This is a genomic window from Chitinophaga horti (genome assembly GCF_022867795.2).
GTDB lineage: Bacteria > Bacteroidota > Bacteroidia > Chitinophagales > Chitinophagaceae > Chitinophaga > Chitinophaga horti.
The window spans coordinates 6,272,886-6,291,757 of the sequence record NZ_CP107006.1 but is presented as its reverse complement, the minus strand read 5'-3'; the positions used below and the strand labels follow the sequence as shown (position 1 = coordinate 6,291,757).

The 18,872-nt window shown below is 48.3% G+C and carries 16 protein-coding genes; 5 read left to right on the top strand and 11 right to left on the bottom strand.

What is annotated here, in order from left to right; all coding sequences use genetic code 11:
• Positions 1-45: 45 nt before the first annotated feature.
• On the bottom strand, positions 46-1,995 hold the full coding sequence (locus MKQ68_RS25720) for a KUP/HAK/KT family potassium transporter (RefSeq protein ID WP_264281539.1): 1,950 nt from the start codon (positions 1,993-1,995) through the stop codon (positions 46-48).
• Between the two features lie 122 nt (positions 1,996-2,117).
• Positions 2,118-3,665, bottom strand: coding sequence for an OmpA family protein (locus MKQ68_RS25715; RefSeq protein WP_264281538.1), 1,548 nt, complete (start codon positions 3,663-3,665; stop codon positions 2,118-2,120).
• Between the two features lie 249 nt (positions 3,666-3,914).
• On the opposite strand from MKQ68_RS25715, the gene MKQ68_RS25710 reads away from it, so the two are divergent.
• The gene (locus tag MKQ68_RS25710; protein ID WP_264281537.1) at positions 3,915-4,880 is read left to right on the top strand and encodes a polyprenyl synthetase family protein; all 966 of its coding nucleotides are present in this window, start codon (positions 3,915-3,917) and stop codon (positions 4,878-4,880) included.
• 17 nt (positions 4,881-4,897) lie between these two features.
• Entirely contained in the window at positions 4,898-6,595 is a 1,698-nt protein-coding gene (gene recJ, locus MKQ68_RS25705) for a single-stranded-DNA-specific exonuclease RecJ (RefSeq protein WP_264281536.1), read from the top strand.
• Positions 6,596-6,717: 122 nt separating this feature from the next.
• On the opposite strand, the gene MKQ68_RS25700 is transcribed toward recJ, so the two are convergent.
• The 6 genes from MKQ68_RS25700 to htpG form a co-directional block, all read right to left on the bottom strand.
• On the bottom strand, positions 6,718-7,473 hold the full coding sequence (locus MKQ68_RS25700; RefSeq protein WP_264281535.1) for a carboxylesterase family protein: 756 nt from the start codon (positions 7,471-7,473) through the stop codon (positions 6,718-6,720).
• A gap of 65 nt (positions 7,474-7,538) precedes the next feature.
• Positions 7,539-8,297 (bottom strand): carboxylesterase family protein, encoded by a 759-nt coding sequence (locus MKQ68_RS25695; RefSeq protein WP_264281534.1) that lies wholly within the window; start codon positions 8,295-8,297, stop codon positions 7,539-7,541.
• Positions 8,298-8,614: 317 nt separating this feature from the next.
• The gene (locus tag MKQ68_RS25690) at positions 8,615-9,049 is read right to left on the bottom strand and encodes a carboxylesterase family protein (protein WP_264281533.1); all 435 of its coding nucleotides are present in this window, start codon (positions 9,047-9,049) and stop codon (positions 8,615-8,617) included.
• Positions 9,021-9,497, bottom strand: a complete 477-nt coding sequence (locus tag MKQ68_RS25685) for a hypothetical protein (RefSeq protein WP_264281532.1) — start codon at positions 9,495-9,497, stop codon at positions 9,021-9,023. Before MKQ68_RS25685 ends, MKQ68_RS25690 begins: the two co-directional genes overlap by 29 nt.
• 308 nt (positions 9,498-9,805) lie before the next feature.
• Positions 9,806-10,633, bottom strand: a complete 828-nt coding sequence (locus MKQ68_RS25680) for a carboxylesterase family protein (RefSeq protein WP_264281531.1) — start codon at positions 10,631-10,633, stop codon at positions 9,806-9,808.
• Positions 10,634-11,028: 395 nt separating this feature from the next.
• Positions 11,029-12,852 carry a molecular chaperone HtpG gene (gene htpG, locus MKQ68_RS25675; protein ID WP_264281530.1) on the bottom strand — a complete coding sequence of 608 codons (1,824 nt, stop codon included), beginning with the start codon at positions 12,850-12,852 and terminating at the stop codon, positions 11,029-11,031.
• 787 nt (positions 12,853-13,639) lie between these two features.
• Between htpG and rpsF the strand changes: the two genes are divergently transcribed.
• From rpsF to rplI, 3 genes are read left to right on the top strand one after another with little or no spacing between them, the layout of a single operon-like run.
• Positions 13,640-13,993 carry a 30S ribosomal protein S6 gene (gene rpsF / locus MKQ68_RS25670; protein ID WP_264281529.1) on the top strand — a complete coding sequence of 118 codons (354 nt, stop codon included), beginning with the start codon at positions 13,640-13,642 and terminating at the stop codon, positions 13,991-13,993.
• 5 nt (positions 13,994-13,998) lie between these two features.
• Positions 13,999-14,265, top strand: a complete 267-nt coding sequence (rpsR, locus tag MKQ68_RS25665) for a 30S ribosomal protein S18 (protein WP_264281528.1) — start codon at positions 13,999-14,001, stop codon at positions 14,263-14,265.
• A gap of 6 nt (positions 14,266-14,271) precedes the next feature.
• Positions 14,272-14,718 (top strand): 50S ribosomal protein L9, encoded by a 447-nt coding sequence (gene rplI, locus MKQ68_RS25660; RefSeq protein WP_264281527.1) that lies wholly within the window; start codon positions 14,272-14,274, stop codon positions 14,716-14,718.
• A 55-nt stretch (positions 14,719-14,773) separates the two neighbouring features.
• Here rplI and MKQ68_RS25655 read toward each other — a convergent pair whose 3' ends face one another.
• From MKQ68_RS25655 to MKQ68_RS25645, 3 genes are all read right to left on the bottom strand, one after another.
• On the bottom strand, positions 14,774-16,072 hold the full coding sequence (locus tag MKQ68_RS25655) for a MutS-related protein (protein ID WP_264281526.1): 1,299 nt from the start codon (positions 16,070-16,072) through the stop codon (positions 14,774-14,776).
• An 11-nt stretch (positions 16,073-16,083) separates the two neighbouring features.
• Positions 16,084-17,361, bottom strand: a complete 1,278-nt coding sequence (locus MKQ68_RS25650) for an ABC transporter permease (RefSeq protein ID WP_264281525.1) — start codon at positions 17,359-17,361, stop codon at positions 16,084-16,086.
• 110 nt (positions 17,362-17,471) lie between these two features.
• Positions 17,472-18,836, bottom strand: coding sequence for an NADH-quinone oxidoreductase subunit N (locus tag MKQ68_RS25645; protein ID WP_264281524.1), 1,365 nt, complete (start codon positions 18,834-18,836; stop codon positions 17,472-17,474).
• Positions 18,837-18,872 lie beyond the last annotated feature (36 nt).

The window sequence follows — 18,872 nt, the reverse complement described above, 5'->3', positions numbered from 1 at the left end:
CTTCGCGACTGGCGAAGGACTTTTCTATCTGTAGTATGATTATACTTAATTCGTACGCCGCAGCTGCAGGTTAGTCACCGGCGCTACCACCAGCGGGAACTTCTCGATCGTTACATAACTGGAGTCAAGACCAAAGCCCCGCTCCTCCGAAAGAGATATCTTCTTAAGAATGAAATACAGCCTCATGACGAGCCTCTCATGCAGCGGCAGGTCATTATCATGCGAAAGGAATTTCTCCATCACTATGAACTGGAAATCGCCTACTACGTTGTTTTTACTCAGTGACTCGTACCGGCTGGTGATGTTCACCTCCTTATTACGCACCATATTCTCCACTACCATGCGGAACATCAGGTTAATACGCTGCTCCACCCTAAATCCAAGGCGGAACTCTACGCGAATCACTTCATTCGGGATGATCGTTTGTACAGAGTACTCGCTCAGGTAAGGCTCGTCCACCACATCCACGTGTACAAACCAGTAAATATCTGCACGTTTCGGCTTCTTATTGAGAATGGAATAAAGGATCTTATGTTCAATTTCCTTCGGATTGTCTGCGCTGCTCATGTATACGAGGTGCGTGGCAAACTTCGGGATCGTGGTATCATTGCTCAACTCCTGCAGGATGGGCAGGTAATCTTCCAATTTCACGAACTCTACGTAACGGTTTTTGATCTTACGTGACCTGAACCATACGAACATCACGAGGAAAAGCAGGCCGCCAACGATCACGGTTACATAACCGCCATGCATGAACTTAACCACGTTGGCCAGCAGGAACGAGAACTCGATAGTCAGATACACCAGCAGGTATACCGCCACCCAGGCCCGCGAGACCCGCCGGGTATACAAATAAAATGCGAACAGGCAGGACGTCATTAGCATACAGATCGTAATCGACAGGCCATATGCCGCCTCCATTTCCGATGATTCTTTGAAGTATAATACAACGGACACACAACCTGCAAGTAAGAGCCAGTTGATGCCGGGGATATAAAGCTGACCACGTTGCTCGGTCGGATAGTTCACTTTCAGTTTAGGCCACAGGTTCAGGCGCATTGCTTCAGAAATAAGCGTGAACGAACCAGAGATCAGGGCCTGACTGGCAATTACCGAAGCCATAGTAGCGATGACCACACCAAAGATCACGAACCATTCGGGCATGATCATAAAGAACGGATTCTGGTCTTTAGGGATCGTGCTGCCTTCATGGTTTAATAACCAGGCGCCCTGGCCGAGGTAATTGAGGATGAGACAAGCCTTCACAAATATCCAGGATACGCGGATGTTGCCGCGCCCACAGTGTCCAAGGTCGGAATACAAAGCTTCCGCCCCCGTAGTACAAAGAAACACGGCACCTAATATCAGGAAGCCGGATTTGTAAGTCATAAGTAATTGCAGGCCGTAGTAAGGGTTAAACGCCTTTAATACTGAGAGGTCGTTACCGATATGGCTGATGCCAAGTATACCCAGCATACCGAACCACAATAACATAATGGGGCCAAATAACTTACCAATGGTGGTCGTTCCGAATTGTTGTGCGACGAACATCAGGACGATGATCGCGATAACGATTTTAACAATGGTGATCTGGTGTAGGTCTTTAAAGATGGGCAGCGTTCGTAAACCTTCTATCGCCGAAGACACAGTGATGGGTGGTGTAATGATACCATCAGCCAGCAATGCAGCGCCCCCGATCATTCCCAGTACGACCGTCCACCGGCCATGCCGTCGGACCAGTGCGTAGAGCGAAAAGATGCCGCCTTCACCCTTGTTATCGGCCTTGAGGGTGAGAATAACGTACTTAACGGTGGTTTGTAAAGTGAGTGTCCATATGATGCAGGAGATAGCCCCTATGATCAAATGTTCTGATACTTCGTTGTCAGCCAGGATGGCCTTAAAAACGTAAAGTGGTGAGGTACCGATGTCGCCGTAAATAATGCCCAGTGCAACGACGAGGCCGGCCAGTGTAACTTTGTTGAAATTCTTTAACACACTTAATAATTAAAGGCATGTCAAATGTAGGAGGAAAAAAGCAGATAGGGAAATACCTACTTAAAAAAGAACAGGCTACCGATTGGCAGCCTGTTCAGATATTTTACCGGTATGAGGTAAGTTTAGTTAGCAGGAGCTAAGTCAACAGTACCAGCATCACCAGGAGTGTTTTGTTTGATGAAGCGACCGCGATCGATACCTTGCTTGTCAGCCAGGTAGTCAACTACAGCGTCAACACGGCGGGAGCTCAGGTCAACACCACCTTTTTTAGCTTTCTCACCAGCGTGGCCTGTTACCAGAACGTTGCAGGAAGGGTTAGCTTTCAGGGAAGCTGCGATGCTTGCCAGGATAGCTTCGTTGTCGCTGCTAACTTTGGTAGAAGAACCTTTGAAAGATACGCTAGGCAGAACCAGGGTAGCGCAAGTGTTTGCTGGGATGTTTTTGCAGCACTCAGGATCTGGGCATTTACCAACACCGTCTGCGTCAACTGGGAAGCAGTAAGTTGGAGTGATCAGCTGTTTGTCTTTGTAGTCAGGAACACCGTCACCGTCAGTATCTTTAGCAACACCGTTCACGTCAACTGGAGCACCAGCTGGAGTGTTAGGCTCGCGATCGAACTGGTCAGTTACACCGTCGCCGTCAGCATCAGGCAGAACTGGGGTAGGCAGTTTCATGCGTTTAGGAGCAGTCAGCTCGTTGTACACGAAATCCAAAGGATTCAGCCACCAGAGTGGTTCAACACGTTTAGTTGAGTTACCCAGGTTGAAGTTCAGACGCAGGCTGGTGTAGTTGATGAAGTCTTTATTCTGGTCAGAAGCACCACCGAAGTAGCCGTCCAGATAATCATCGAATGGTAAAGTGATTTTGTTCTCTACGCCAATGTTGAAGCGTTTAGAAACTTTGAAGGAGATACCGGTACCAGTTTCCAGCGCATGACGCAGGAGTTGGTTGTCATCGTTACGACCGATGGTAACGCGGTTACCCTGTGAAGGAGCATTTTGCTCGTAATCGCCGTCATGGAAATCTTTCAGGCGTTTTTTGATGTCTTTACGTTTGCCAGTGAAGTCTACTGTAGAGTAGTCATACGCTGCGCCACCATCCAGTGCATCAACGTCAACGTCAGCAGCCATGATACCGTAACCCAGGAATACATACCAGTTTACTTTAGGCTGTGATTTATAGAACAGCATGTTGCTCAGAGAAGCGATCATGTTCAAAGACAGCTGGTGAGTAGCTGTTTTGTAGTTAGCTACGATCATACCGCCGTTAGCAGCAGCTGTAGCAGCCCATGGGTTACCGCCAACAGTGCTGGCAGTCATTGGACGCATTTTGTAGTCCATACCGTAGTCGAAAGAACCAGTGTACTCACCACGGATAGAGAAAATGTGACCCAGTGATTTTCTGATTGACAGACCACCACCAAAACCTGGGCGGGAAGAAACGTCACCGATAATCATGTGGTAACCACCATGGAAACCGAGTTCCCACATATCCCTTGGTTTTGCAGGATAATCAGACTGATGATTTTTGAATGCGTTAAATTGCGCCATTTTGGACGGGGCTACTTTGGAAGAGTCCAGAACGTCCAGGTTGGGCTTAACTTGCGCAAAACTGGTAGACGCCAGAAGGCTCATAGCACCTGCCAGTAATAAGTACTTTTTGCTTGCCATAATTGTTTTTTTATTTAAAAACTGTTAAAAATTTATTATTAACTCGTTTTTTACCAAGCAAAGGTAAAAATCCTTAATGAATATACAAATTTTTATTGCGATTTTATTTTCATTGATAACTGCCTCAAAATTAAGTATTATTCAATGTTATAAGGCATCGCAATTTCAGCATTATTAGCAAATTCGGGGCCAATTTATCGAAATGTAATATTTTAAGCATAGCTTAGCAATCCTTTTTTCTTTTAACAAATGGAGGAAATTAAATATCTGATCAGGAAGGAATTACACGATTTTGAGAGCAAGTTTGCGGACTCAGTGAAGAGCCATGTGCCGCTGCTGGACAGGATCATGCATTATATCGTGAAGCGCAAGGGGAAACAGATCCGTCCCATGTTCGTGTTACTTTCCGCCAGATTATTTACAGATAAGATCGAAGAAAGTTCATTCAGGGCAGCATCTCTTGTGGAATTATTGCACACTGCCTCCCTGGTACATGACGACGTAGTAGACGACTCACTCGAAAGGCGTGGTTTTTTTTCCGTGAATGCCCTGTGGAAGAATAAAATTGCCGTTTTAGTCGGCGACTACCTGCTTTCTAAAGGACTTTTATTATCTTTAAATAACAAGGACTTCCGTACGCTGGAGATTTTGACCGAAGCGGTGCGGGAGATGAGTGAAGGCGAACTGCTGCAGATGGAAAAAGCCCGCAGGCTCAACATCAAGGAAGATGTCTATTTCGATATCATCCGCCGTAAAACGGCCTCCCTCCTCGCAGCCGCCTGTGCAGCAGGAGCCTGGAGCGCCAGTGGCGATGAAGAAGCAACGGCACGCATGCACCAGTTCGGCGAAAAGGTAGGCGTTGCCTTCCAGATCAAAGACGACCTTTTCGATTACGGGACCGCCAACATCGGCAAACCTACAGGTATTGATATCAGGGAGAAAAAAATGACACTCCCCCTCATCTATACACTACAACATGCCGACCCGGACACACGTAAGCAGATCATCAACATTGTCAAAAATCACAACACCGACAAAGACAAAGTGGCGCACGTGATTGCGCTCGTGACCAAAAGCGGCGGCATCGCCTATGCCCAGGAGAAAATGTTGCAATATCGTGATGAAGCGTTAGCGATCTTACATCAACTGCCAGACAATGAAATCCGGAGTGGCCTGGAATCATTAGTGCGGTATACAACCGACCGCACTTTCTAAAATTGCAAGCATTTTTCATGCAGAAACGTTGGACAGTAAAGAAATATCAACCGGGGCCCGAACGGTCGCTTCAGGCTGCATTACGCATTCATCCCCTGCTTTGCCGGCTGCTCGTACAGCGCGGCATCCTTACCTTTGATGCTGCTAAACGATTCTTCCGCCCTACCCTCGATGACCTTATCGATCCCTGGCTGATGAAAGACATGGACGCGGCCATCTCACGCCTCGAACTCGCCTTCTTCCGACGCGAAAAAATTATGGTCTACGGCGACTATGACGTAGATGGCACCACGGCCGTAGCCACGGTGTACACGTTCCTCGAATCTATTTATAGCAATATAGAGTTTTACCTCCCTCATCGCTACCGCGAAGGTTATGGCATATCTCAACAAGGCATCGATTATGCGATTGAAAACGACTTCGGACTCATCGTCGCACTCGACTGTGGTATTAAATCGGTAGAGCTGATCGCCTACGCCAAATCAAAAGGTATCGACTTTATCATTTGTGATCACCACCTGCCGGATGCTGTTTTGCCCGAGGCTGTAGCGATCCTCAACCCGAAACAACATGACTGCCCCTACCCTTACAAGGAACTGAGCGGTTGTGGTATCGGGTTTAAGATGATCATGGCGCTGGCGCAAAAGCGTGGCATGCCCATGGAATCGGTGTACCGCTACCTCGATCTCGTGGCTACGAGCATTGCTGCGGATATTGTCCCTATAACGGGCGAAAACCGGGTACTCGCGTTCTATGGCATTAAAAAGGTAAACGAAGACCCCATCCCGGCGATACGCTCGCTGGTACAACTCAGCGGACTCAAAGAAAAACTGACGACCTCCAACCTGGTGTTCGTGATCGCGCCGCGGGTAAACGCCGCCGGCCGTATGGACGATGCCCGTAAAGCCGTGAACCTCTTCATCGAAAAGGACTTTGATAGGGCCATGGAGATCGCTGAAGTGCTGCATGCTGACAACTTCGACCGCAAAGAAATTGATATGACAATTACGCAGGAAGCGGTGTTACTCATACAGGGTGACGACACGCAGCTGGCGCGTAAATCCACCGTATTGTTTCAACCGCACTGGCACAAGGGAGTGGTAGGCATCGTCGCCTCCCGCCTTATCGATAAATACTATTATCGCCCAACGATCATCCTCACGCAATCCAATGATAAAGTGGCGGGCTCGGCGCGTTCAGTATCAGGATTCAACGTGTACGAGGCCATTCACCGCTGTAAAGACCTGCTCGAAAATTATGGCGGACACTTTTATGCGGCTGGTATGACGTTGAAGCCGGAAAATGTAAAAGCTTTCCAGGAGCGTTTTGAAGAGGTGGTATCTTCTACCATCGACCCGGAGCTGCTGATACCGGAAATCGTGATCGATACAGAAATTAGTTTTGCAGATATAACCCCTGCCTTCTTCAATATCCTGAAACAGTTTGAGCCGCTCGGACCAGAAAACCTCCGTCCTGTTTTTATGGCGAGAAATGTAGTGGATACAGGATACTCGCGCATTGTGAAAGATGAGCATATCAAACTTTCCGTAAAGCAACGCTCAGGCCCTGTGTTTTCGGGCATCGGCTTCTTTATGGCAGATAAGTTCCCGATCATTACGAGCAAACGCCCGTTTGATATCGTGTTTACCGTGGAAGAAAATGAATGGAATGGTGCGGTGTCATTACAACTAAAGGTGATCGACATCCGGCAGTAGCACCCCTATACTATCCACCTGGATTCTTGTACCGCAACAATCAAAGGAGCTGCATGCGGCAACACATACGTTCAGAACCGGCATACCAGGTTAATATCAAAACCCGGCACTGACAGCTGCTTTTATTTCGACTGCTTCAGCAACCACTCGTAAAACTTCGTATCGTAGTAAGGGGTCGACCAGGCATCATGCCCGCCCGTAGGCCGCTCTGTATATTCTACCTTCTTTCCTCCACATGCTTTGATCGCATTCACCAGTCTGCGAGAGCCGTTCACAGGCACCGTATCATCGTCGGCGTTATGAAACACTTTCATCGGCTTATCTTTTAAGGCACAGGCATTAGCCGGATTACCCCAGCCACACATGGGTGCCAGTGCAGCAAACTTCTCCGGACTATTCATGCCCCACATCCAGGTGCCGTTGCCGCCCATACTCAGGCCGGTAAGGTATACGCGATTGGTATCGATGCGGTAGAGTCGTACGATGTCGGGCCACAAGGCGTTTAAGCTGGCCACGTCCCAGGTGTTGACGTTCAGTTTACATTGCGGGGCAATCACCACGAAAGGAAAATTAGGAATATCACGCAGGCGCCAGGGAATGCCCATCTTTCTAACAAGGTTAATATCATTACCCCGCTCGCCTTTACCATGCAGGAATATCAATACCGGCCAGCGTTTATTCCTGTCCGTATTGTAAGTAGATGGCGTGTATAATACATATTGATCGATGCTGCGGGCGGGCAGCCGCATCTTTTTAACAGAAATACCAGGCGCTTGTTTCGCATAATAGAGGGTGTCGCCCGGCTCGCTTACAGCGTAAACGGGCGCAGTGGCAAATACCATTAGCAGGCAGCACAATAACAGTCGGTGTATATACATAAGGCCTTTCTTCGTTCCGGTGTAAAAGTATTAAATCCCCAGAACATGCCTGGGGACTAATTACTTTACTTTTTTTGTTGCAACAGCCACTCGTACAATGCTGCATCGTCGTATGCCTTCGTCCAGGCATCGTGACCGCCCGTGGCGTGTTCGGTGTATTTAAAGGTGGTGGACTTACATTTAAGCGTTAGCGTATCGCGCATGAAGCGCGCGTTAGCGACAGGCACCTGTGAATCGTCGGCATTGTGAATGGCCCATATTGGTTTGGTGCTGGTTTTACAGGCATCCGCCCAATTGTCCGGCTTCGGTGCGCTGATCGGTACGATGGCAGCGAAGCGGTCCTGGCGCAGGATGGCCCATTCCCAACAGGCGAAACCTCCCATACTGTTACCGGTAAGGTACAGGCGGGTTTGATCGATGTTGTATTTCTTGAGCGCCTCGGTGTACAGGCGGCTTACACTTGGTAAATCCCACCAGGTAGCCTTGTTACACTGCGGTGCGATGACGATGAACGGAAAGTTTTTATCACTGGCCGCTTTCTTCGGTAAACCCATATTCTTTACCAGGTCAATATCAGTACCACGTTCGCCCTGGCCGTGCAGGTAAACGATCATGGGCCATAGTTTCTCCTGGTGCTCGTTATAACCTTCGGGGATGTATAACAGGTATTGGGAACTGATGCCGCCCGTATCCTTGTTATCCATCTTTTTTACGCTCAGACCAATGGACTGCGGCGCAAATTTTACGGGGCCAGGTACGGTAACAACGGTGTCCTCGTCAGGTTGAATGTCGCTGTCGCCAGCGCAGGAAGTTTGGATCGTCAAACAAAATAATGCGGCGGCACATAGTGCCATGAAAGAGACTTCAGTCTTTTTGCTGTACATAGATAGATATAAGGAATAATAAACAAATCACCACCTGCAATACAGGTGAGGGTCATGGTAAGGGAATGGCTAAAACTATATCGGAGATCCGGATTTTTCTCTGCTGCAAAAGAAACGTTCACTGGTTTTATTCACAGGTATATCCCGAATAAATGCAAAAATGCAAAATGATAGCGTGCTAAACAATAGCACGTTTTTCATTTTGCATTTTCGTTTTGGCTGTATACGTTATAACAGCTTATTTGGCAAGGCTATGACTACTTCTTAAATTTCAGCATCCAGGTATACAAATCCGGATTGTTGTATGCTTTGGTCCAGGCGTCGTGACCACCAGTAGCATTTTCGGTGTAAGTAACGGAAGTGCTGCCGCATTTTTTAAGTGCCGCTACCAGGTTACGACTGTTCTCTACCCCCACCGTAGGATCGTTCGCGTTATGGAACACCCACACTGGTTTGTTCTTCAGGTTACATACCAGGTCCGGGTAATCGGCACCGCCGCAGATGGGTGCAACCGCAGCAAATTTGTCGGCAGCTTTCATACCCCAATTCCAGGCACCATATCCACCCATACTTAAACCGGTGAGGTATACGCGGCTTGGATCTACATTGTATTTAGCCAGTACTTCGGTGTACAGCGCATCGAGGCTGCGCGTATCCCACCATTCATCGGCACTGCACTGCGGTGCGATCATCGAACTGGAAGTCTTTTTCTGCCGCCAGTTTTCTTGGCAACGCTACGTTCTTTACGGAATTAATATTACTGCCACGCTCCCCTATCCCGTGCAGGAAGATGATAACCGGCCAGCTTTTCGTTTTATCTGTATTATAAGTAGAAGGTGTATACACCACGTACTGCTTGTTGATCGCCGGGGCAGAGGCTGTTAAGGTTTGTACGGAAATACCGGCAGGCAGCTGCGCAAAATCATCCTTCGCACCACCTGTGCCGCCACCATTGTTGGTAGTCGTATCTTTTCCGCCGGTGCCGGTTGTATCAATACCACCGCCGCCGCCAGGATGCTCTGCCTCCTTATCCGGTGAAATGCTCCGTTCCTTGGCGCATGCTGCGAAAAACAGCCATCCGGCCGCCAATAACGTAATGAGCGTCATAGGTCTGGTAAACCAGCTGTGTGTTGTTGTCATGTGTTTTCCTGATATGGTTTATAATAATATGCCCCGGTTAAAAGGCTTTCCTGTAAAACTCTATAAGTTGGAATTTATTTTGATATAGGTACCCACTCTGTAGAAAAAATTGCGCCAGATTTCGCTGCAGGGAAGTGTTTTGGGGCGTATGATGGACACTTAACTGCGGTATGACCGCTCCATAGCGAGGTCACCCTATTCAGGATCAGGTAGATAGACCTCCGTAATTATCATAGATTATAGAAAAACAAAATGGGAGAAATATCCTGAAATATTTCTCCCACTCCCTAAAATAGTGCTCCCGGCTATTATTTACGATAAGATTTGAACCAGGAATACAGGTCCGCATTTGCATACGCCTTCGTCCAGGCGTCGTGGCCGCCGGTTGGATTTTCGGTGTATTTCACGCGGGTATTACCGGCTCCACGCAGCTTCGCTACGATTTCTCGGGTGTTCTCTACTCCTACTGTCGGATCATCCACGTTGTGGAAAGTCCAGGTAGGAACGTTTTTCATGTTTGCTACCTTATCCAGGTAATCGGCGCCACCACAAATAGGTGCCACCGCAGCAAACTTCTCTGGATTCAACATGGCCCAGTCCCAGGTACCGTAACCGCCCATGCTCAGGCCTGTGAGGTAAATCCTTTTCGGATCTACATTGTACCTGGCAATGATTTCCGCGTACAGGGCATTCAGGCTGGGAATGTCCCACCAGGTGTTAGCCTTACATTGAGGGGCTACCACCAGGAACATAAAGTCGGTTTGGTTACCGATTTTTCTTGGCAATCCTACATTGCGGATCTGGTTGATGTTCGATCCGCGCTCGCCAACACCGTGCAAAAAGATGATCACAGGCCATTTTGAGCTGGTGTGCGTGTTGTAGGTCGATGCCGTGTAAAGCAGGTACTGCGGATTGATACCGCCGGCTTTACTCGGATTGGTCAGGGTTTTTACGGACCATAAAGGCGACTGTTTCACAAATCCGCTTTCGTTCGGTGCTACCAGCACCTCGTTGTCGTTCGTAATTTTTTCTGTCGTGTCTTCTTTTGAACAGGAAGCGAATGTGAGCAGGCCGGCAAAAAGGGCCAAAGTTTTTACGTTAGCTGCAATAGCAGCCTTGCTTTTGATGGTAATCATAAAAGTCAGGTTTTGTGATATGGTTTACAATAGTTGTTGAGCCGATGCCGGGAGGCACCATTTTCATTCACATCACCAAAACGCGTTTAATAGGCTTATAGTATAGCTTGTATGAAAACGTTGTGCCAGAAGGATGTAAGTGGTACACAAACTGATAGCCTTTGTAACCCTTTTCTATAAAGGGTTTGCGGGAATATCAAAAAGCGTCTTATTACTGAATTAAATATATTATGCTAAAAAATACGAATTAAAGAAAAGCCGTATAAGAGAACTTTTTCTCCTACACGGCTTTATTTATTTGAATTGGGAGGCAAGTGCTACATTATGGCGCAGACCGCCCCTCAAAGCATTGTTACAATTCCACGCTCAGGCGTAGTTACAGCGGAGTGCGCTCACTACACTTTCAGCAATTCTACGCTCCTGTGTACGAACGCAGTAAGATCTGCACCGGTCAGCAGGTGCTGCGACAACAAAGCCAGATCGGCCAGGTTGCGTACCAGCTTTTGCTGACGGCCACCGTCCGCCTCTTTCAGGATGTCCTGGTATATCGGGTGGTTGGCGTTTACGGTCATGGTGATTTCGTCGGGCAGTTGTGAGTACCAGCTGTTCGCTTGTCCGCTAACGGCCGCCATGTCTTTCATACGGCGCATAAACTCGCTGCGGGTAACGATTACCGGCTGTGCATCCGCAGCCAGTCCTTTGAAATCTACTTTAATGTTTGGCTGCGACTGTAACTGGAAGGTGAAAATGTCTTTCAGTTTGGTAGTCTGCTCTTCGGTAAGCACGCTGTCTTTATTCTCGTTCGCGTCGATCAGGTTGTCAGCAATGTCGGCATCCACACGGGTGAATTGTACATTGTCCCACTTTTGCTCTATGGTGTTGATGAAGGCGGCATCCACAAGGGTTTCCATCTTCACTACTTTATAACCTTTCGATTTTGCGGCCCACACATAGCTATCCTGCTGCACCGGGTTGGTGGAGTAGATGATCACCAGCTTACCTTCTTTGTTTGTTTGCAGCGCCTGCGTTTCATTACGCAGCTCGTCCAGTGTGTAGAAGGTACCGCCGTCTACATCTTCCATCACGAGGAACTTGTTCGCCTTCTCGTAAAACTTGTCGTCGGTCATCATACCGTATTTCACGAACAGGCCGGTGTGCTCCCATTTTTCTTCGAAAGATTTACGGTCGTTGCGGAAGATCTCGTCCAGCTTATCGGCTACTTTTTTCGTAATGTGCGCGTTGATCTTACGTACATTCGGATCGCCCTGCAGGTAGCTGCGGCTTACGTTCAACGGAATATCCGGACTGTCGATCACACCATGCAGCAGCATCAGGAATTCGGGAACGATGTCTTTCACCTCGTCGGTTACGTATACCTGGTTGCTGTACAGGTTGATCTTGTCTTTCTGCATTTCGTAGGTCTTTTTAATAGCCGGGAAATACAGGATGCCTGTCAGGTTAAACGGATAGTCCACATTCAGGTGAATCCAAAACAGCGGTGGTTCGGAGAAAGGGTACAGTTCTTTATAGAAGTTCTGGTAATCTTCGGTGGTCAGCTCACTAGGCTTTTTAGTCCAGGCGGGCGTTGGGTTATTGATTTGCTCGTCGTGAAACTTGATAGGCACTGGCAGGAAGCGACAGAATTTTTCCAGGATGCTGCGTACACGGCCGTCTTCCAGAAACTCCAGGCTGTCTTCGTTCACATACATCACGATATCCGTACCACGGTCGGCGCGGGTAGTTTCTTCCAGCTGGTATTCCGGGCTGCCATCGCACTCCCAACGTACGGCAGGCGCATCTTTCCAGGATTTGGAGATGATCTCTACCTTATCAGAGATCATAAAAGAAGAGTAAAAACCGAGACCAAAGTGACCAATGATGTTGGCGCCATTGCCCTGGTCTTTATATTTATTCACGAACTCCTCGGCGCCCGAGAAGGCCACCTGGTTAATATATTTATCTACTTCCTCGGCGGTCATACCGATACCACGGTCGGAAATAGTGATCGTTTTGTTCTCTTTATCCACTTTTACGGTGATGTCCAGTTCACCCAGTTCGCCTTTAAACTCACCTACGCTGGCGAGGGTTTTGAGCTTTTGGGTAGCGTCTACGGCATTACTTACCAGTTCACGGATAAAGATTTCGTGATCGGAGTAAAGAAATTTCTTGATAATGGGGAAGATATTTTCCGTCTGAACGCGGATGGCACCTTTCTGCATAATATTTTCTGATTTTAGCTAGGTGCAATGATTTTCAAAGTATGTGCCATGGCCGGCAGGCTGACAAGATGTCTGGTTTCTCTTTTCCGGGCACCAGCTTCAGCCCCTTCTTCAGCCGCCGTTGTGTCACTCACCGCATCGGCAGATCCCTTCCCGGGCACCGGGAATCCTTCGGAGATACTTGCTGCAACCCTACCGATAAACCTTTTAAACACCGGACAGAGCGCTAATTTTGAAAAAAGGGCGAAGCCGGCCCGGATGGTTGGGTGATGGTTCAGTGATGGTTGGGTGATGGTTCAGTACCAGCGTAAACAGCCCTTTGTCTTATACTAGAAAAACTTGTCAGTTAGTTAGGAGATTACTAAGTATACTTGACACCCGCTTTTCACCTTGGGTAGCTAATCCCGGATGAAGGGTTAACTCGCCTGTTGATGGAAATAAAAAAAGTACAAGTGTGCGACGCAACGGAGGATGGGGAGAGATGTGAAGATGACTAAAAGGAGAAAAATATTACAATCGTATTATATGAAACTACCTTAACTTGCAGACATTGTTGGAATGCTATACTAGCTAACCATGTAAGTATTAAGATTTCCGATAATGCACTCCTGAAAAGTGTTAACCTGTTATCTTTTTGAAGAAACCGATCGAACGTAGACGGCTGCCTTTGAGAGGGGCGGCCTTTTTCTTTGAAAATACAGCCAGACAAGGCTTTTAATTGGAAAAATCCCCTATCTTTGCACTCCAAATTTTAATTTTTAATTATTTACAAACAAATCAGGGAATTATGTCAAACTACGAATTGATGGTGATTTTTACCCCTGTGCTGTCTGAAGAAGATTCTAAATCTATTCAGAAGAAATTTGCTGACGTTATTAAAGATAACGGCGGTACAATTACGCACGAAAATCCCTGGGGTCTGAAATCACTGGCGTATCCCATCCAGAAGAAAACCACGGGCATGTACCTGGTTCTGGAGTTCAGTGCGCCATCCGACCTCAATGAGAAGCTGAAGATCCAGCTGAATCGCGATGAAAATGTATTGCGTTACATGGTTACTAAACTTGACAAGCACGCGGTAGCGTACAACGCAAGGAAACGTGGTAGCCTGAATGCTGAATCCAAAACCGTTGAAGCTTAAAAGTTATGGCAGTTAAACAAGAAATCAAATACTTAACCGCGGTTAAGCAGGAGAAACGCCAGAAGAAATACTGTCGTTTCAAGAAACTGGGCATCAAGTATGTCGATTACAAAGATGGTGAGTTCCTGAAGAAGTTCCTGAACGACCAGGGCAAAATGCTGCCACGTCGTATCACTGGTAACTCTCTGAAATTCCAGCGTAAAGTAGCCGAGGCTATTAAAAAAGCTCGTCAAATGGCGCTGTTGCCTTATGTTACTGACCTTTTAAAGTAAGAAGTTATGCAAATCATCTTAATACAAGACGTTGATAATCTGGGCCAGAAAAATGAACTGGTTAGCGTAAAGAACGGTTACGCCAGGAACTTCCTGATTCCCCAGAAATTTGCCGTAGAAGCCAGCCCTTCTAACCTGAAGCAACTGGACGAACGCGTAAAAGTGCAGAAAGTAAAAGAGGAGAAAATGCTTGCTGAAATCGCGAAAGTGGTTGAAGTACTGAAAGCTGCTCCTGTTAAAATCGGCGCTAAAACCGGTACTTCCGGTAAAATTTTCGGTAGTGTAACCGGCGTTCAGATCGCCCGCGCTATCAAAGAACAGAAAGGTTATGAGATCGACCGTCGTCGTATCATCATCCTGGACGATGTAAAAGAACTGGGTACTTACAAAGCGAAACTGGATTTCGGTAAAGGCAACGAAGCTGAGCTGGAATTTGAAGTAGTAGCTGAGTAGTCCACTCTATACAACATTTGGAAGCAGGCCGTCTCGTAGAGATGGCCTGTTTTTTTTATTTCAACAACTCCTCCAACCCCTCCTTGCGCAACGTATACAACCCAATGCGATCGCGCGCTACGCCTTCTTTTAAGCGATAAGTACAAACAACATCTTCGCCTTCATGCAATACCTCCAAATAACGGCGCTGCACATGTGTCATCTGCGGCAGCTCGTCGAGGATAGCAGCCAGGTGCGAGGTAAATATGAAATAGCCATTATGTCGTTTAGCCATACCGTTCAGTACGATGCTTAAACACGCGGCGGCGTCTTCGGTGTTGGTACCGGAGAATAGTTCGTCGAAGACAGCGAACACTTTACGACCGGCATTTACTTTCTCTACTGCCAGTTTCACGCGTTTGATCTCACTCATAAAATGGCTGTAGCCCCGCTGCAGATCGTCGGTTTTATTAATGGCGATCACGATATCCGCGAATAAGGGGATTTTGGCTTCGCTGGCAGGCACGCCTATGCCAAGGTGAGCAAAGTATACGGCCAGGCAAATGGCGCGGATAAGGGTGGATTTGCCAGTCATATTGGCGCCTGTCAGGAATAAACAATGCGCCTCGCTGAAGTCGATATCGTTCGGCACAGGCTTGCGCACCTGCAAGTGATACAACCCTTTCAGCCGGCACTCATCCGCTGTTATTTCAGGAAAACTAAGGTGGTAACGCTGACTGAATTTAGCGAGGGAGTACAGGGCATCCAGCTCGTACAGGGTTTCGAGGAAGGCGGCTGCTTTGGGTTTGTGTGTCGCGCGCAAGGCATGGTCGAAAACGAACAACTCGGTTTCGCTGATCTCGTCGTCGAGCTTTAACTGGTGAAGATCGAACTCACCGATAGTGGCTGCCATGCTGTCGAGCAGTACTTTAAGGACAGGCGGCACCTCTTCGGACTGTACACCTTCCACGAACTGCTGCATGCCGTACAGGAAGTAGATAGCGCGTTTAGCGGCACCAACAATGTAATAGTAATTGCTCTTGTCGGTCAGCTGCCTGCTCATGATCTGCATGGTGCGTTTCACCTTGTTGCTCACGTCGACCGGCACCACACTGGACTCTAAATATTTCTCGAGGTAGTATACATCGTCGTTGGACAGTGGCAGGTTAAACTTATCGATCCGCTCTTGTATGTAACGGATGGCCGCCTGTGTTTGCAGCAGTTTGTCCCGGTCGCTGATCGGCTCTTTCAGCCGCTGTTTCAGCCGCTCCATACCATTATCGGTACGGGTATGGTCGATCAGTTTAAACAAGGCGCGATCGGGATGCAGCTGGTCAAATATGCCCAGGTCGCCCAAACTTTGTAAGTCCAGCATAGTCGTGTAAATTACTCGTAGCGCAGTGCCACGATCGGGTCGAGGCGCGAGGCCTTTAATGCGGGATATAACCCGGAGATGAGTCCTACCGTGGCACAAAGTAATATGCCCAGCGTGATCCATAACCAGGGAATGATGAAGGAACTGCCTAAGAGTAACGACACGAGGTTGCCCACCAGCATACCAAGGATGACGCCGAACAGGCCGCCCATCACACTGATCACTACCGCCTCCAGCAGGAATTGCATACGAATGGTGGAGGATGTAGCCCCTAATGCCTTTGTAACGCCGATCTCGCGGGTACGCTCTGCTACAGCTACCAGCATAATATTCATCAACCCGATAGAAGAACCGAACAGGGTGATAAAACCGATGAGGATGGCGGCATAAGTCACGTTGCTTAAACTTTTGAACAGGATCTCTGCCAGGCTATCGCTTTTACTGAGGTAGAAGTTATTTTCTTCATCGAGCGACAATTTACGGATGATGCGCATGAGGCCCGTGGCCTCGCCCATCGCCACGTCGATCTGGCTGATGTTGTTCACGTTTACGCCAATGTTGTAGGATGCATTCGGACGAATGAACACGCGCCGGGTATTGGCCACGGTGGTAAGCACCACGTTATCTGCACTCATAAATCCACTGCTGCCCTTTGCCTTCAGCACCCCTATCACGCGGTAACGCACATTACCTACGCGCACGGTGCTGTTCTCCACATCTTTCAGGTCTTCGCCGTACAGCTTCTTGGCCACGTCCATCCCAAGTATGGCTACGTTGCGGGCGGATTGCATATCGAGTGTATTGAAGTCGCGGCCCATCTGCAAATCGTACCCGGAAAAGCGAAGGTAGTTTTCATCGCCGCCCATTACGTTCACCGTCGGATTCGTTTTTCGTTGTCCCCTATACACCGTGATACCACCTCCCGCACGGAACGATACCGTCACCATCGATGGAAAAGCAAAACGTTCCTTAAAGGCCATGGCCTCTTCGTAACGGATCACTTTATTGCGGTTGGAGGTTTTGATACGCCTGCGGGTGGTGTTAGTGCCTTTGGTAGCACCACCTCCCCCGCCGATGCGAACAATCATTTCGCGGTTGCGGATGGTGAAGCCGTTAGCGCCCATGCTGGCAAAGCTGCCGTAAATACTGGACTTAATGCTCTCAATTGCCGTAAAGATGCCTACCAGGGCCATGATGCCCAAAGCGATGATCGCCACCGTTAAAAAGGTGCGCAGGCGGTTACCCAATACGGAACGGAGTGCAAGATAAAACGTGTCCAAGAATTTCATAAAAAGCGGGTTACCCTAAAGTTAAGATAATTCGGTCAGGATGCTTACCCGTACAAATAAAAAGAGGGATACCTGCAGGCATCCCTCTTTTTACTATCAATGTGTTTCTATTATAACAGGTTAAGCAGCAGGTTGGGATATACACCCAATACGATTACGATCGCCACAGCCAGTACCAGTCCGGCTTTAAAGCCGCCACTTGGCTCGGTGATCTGCGGTGTACCTGATTTGAAGTACATGGCCATGATCACGCGGAAGTAGTAGTACACGCTTACCGCAGCACACAATACGGCGAGGATCACCAGCCATAATAAACCGCCTTGCTGGATAGCCGCAGCCAGTACGAAGTATTTAGCAAAGAAGCCGGCGGTAAGCGGGATGCCTGCCAGCGACATCAGGAATACGGTAGTAGCGAAAGCCATGAGCGGCTGAGACTTAGCCAGGCCATTAAAGCCATCGAGTGTATAGTCGCCCAGCTTCAGCAGTACGGCGAAGATGCCGATGCTCGCAACACTATATGCCGCTGCATACAGGATAATACCCTGGGTAGCGGTTTCGTTCATCGCAACTACAGCAAACAGCATAAAGCCTGCCTGCGCGATGCTGGAGTAAGCCAGCATACGTTTCACGCTCTGCTGGAATACGGCGGTAATGTTACCGATCAGCAGGGTGAGTGCGGTGATGATCGCGATGATGAGTCCCCAGTGTTCGCTGATGGAACCTCCTGCAAACGCAGTGTGGAACAGACGGGCGAAGGCGACGAAGCTACCCGCTTTTACCACGGTGGCCATGAATGCAGTGAATACGGTAGGTGAGCCATCGTACACATCAGGCGTCCAGAAGTGGAAGGGAGCGGCAGACACTTTAAAGGAAAGGGCGAAAGCCATCAGCATAATACCGCAAAGCGACAATGGATGCAGTTCGCCGGTACCCAGACCAATTTCAGCGAGGTTGAAGCTGCCGGCGGCACCGTAGATAAGCGCGATACCCATCAGCAAAATGCCGGTGGAGAAGGAGCCCATCAGGAAGTATTTTAAAGATGCTTCGTTACTCTTTTGGTTCCTTTTATCGGCCCCTGCGAGGATGTATTGTGGGATGGAGATGATCTCGATCGCCAGGAACAACATCAACAGGTTGCTGAAAGAAGAGGCGATGGTAATACCCGCCAGGATAAAAAACATCAGCGCAAAGTAATCGGCTACGTGCTCACCTACTTTCTCGAACGAGCTGCCGCAAAGGAGGAAGTACAACATCGTAGCGCCGATAGCCACGCCGTTGAATACTACGGAGAAGCTGCTCACTTCGATCATGCCATAAAGGGTGGTGCCCACGTTGTAGCAATCCAGCAGGTTAGCCCCGAAGGACATAGCTGCGCCGAGGATGGCAAAATATTTAATGCTTTGCTTGTTCTTTACAACTAACCCGATAAACATCAGGCAAACACCAAACAGAGCAGAAGAGATTAATGCGTTCATATTCTTGCGTTACGAAATCCTTTTAGTATGTTCTTT

What these genes read in the sequence shown, in the direction of transcription:
- MKQ68_RS25715 (WP_264281538.1), bottom strand. Translation starts at nt 3,665, where the DNA reads ATGGCAAGCAAAAAGTACTTATTACTGGCAGGTGCTATGAGCCTTCTG.
- MKQ68_RS25710 (WP_264281537.1), top strand. Translation starts at nt 3,915, where the DNA reads ATGGAGGAAATTAAATATCTGATCAGGAAGGAATTACACGATTTTGAG.
- recJ (WP_264281536.1), top strand. Translation starts at nt 4,898, where the DNA reads ATGCAGAAACGTTGGACAGTAAAGAAATATCAACCGGGGCCCGAACGG.
- MKQ68_RS25700 (WP_264281535.1), bottom strand. Translation starts at nt 7,473, where the DNA reads ATGTATATACACCGACTGTTATTGTGCTGCCTGCTAATGGTATTTGCC.
- MKQ68_RS25690 (WP_264281533.1), bottom strand. Translation starts at nt 9,049, where the DNA reads ATGATCGCACCGCAGTGCAGTGCCGATGAATGGTGGGATACGCGCAGC.
- MKQ68_RS25685 (WP_264281532.1), bottom strand. Translation starts at nt 9,497, where the DNA reads ATGACAACAACACACAGCTGGTTTACCAGACCTATGACGCTCATTACG.
- MKQ68_RS25680 (WP_264281531.1), bottom strand. Translation starts at nt 10,633, where the DNA reads ATGATTACCATCAAAAGCAAGGCTGCTATTGCAGCTAACGTAAAAACT.
- htpG (WP_264281530.1), bottom strand. Translation starts at nt 12,852, where the DNA reads ATGCAGAAAGGTGCCATCCGCGTTCAGACGGAAAATATCTTCCCCATT.
- rpsF (WP_264281529.1), top strand. Translation starts at nt 13,640, where the DNA reads ATGTCAAACTACGAATTGATGGTGATTTTTACCCCTGTGCTGTCTGAA.
- rpsR (WP_264281528.1), top strand. Translation starts at nt 13,999, where the DNA reads ATGGCAGTTAAACAAGAAATCAAATACTTAACCGCGGTTAAGCAGGAG.
- rplI (WP_264281527.1), top strand. Translation starts at nt 14,272, where the DNA reads ATGCAAATCATCTTAATACAAGACGTTGATAATCTGGGCCAGAAAAAT.
- MKQ68_RS25655 (WP_264281526.1), bottom strand. Translation starts at nt 16,072, where the DNA reads ATGCTGGACTTACAAAGTTTGGGCGACCTGGGCATATTTGACCAGCTG.
- MKQ68_RS25650 (WP_264281525.1), bottom strand. Translation starts at nt 17,361, where the DNA reads ATGAAATTCTTGGACACGTTTTATCTTGCACTCCGTTCCGTATTGGGT.
- MKQ68_RS25645 (WP_264281524.1), bottom strand. Translation starts at nt 18,836, where the DNA reads ATGAACGCATTAATCTCTTCTGCTCTGTTTGGTGTTTGCCTGATGTTT.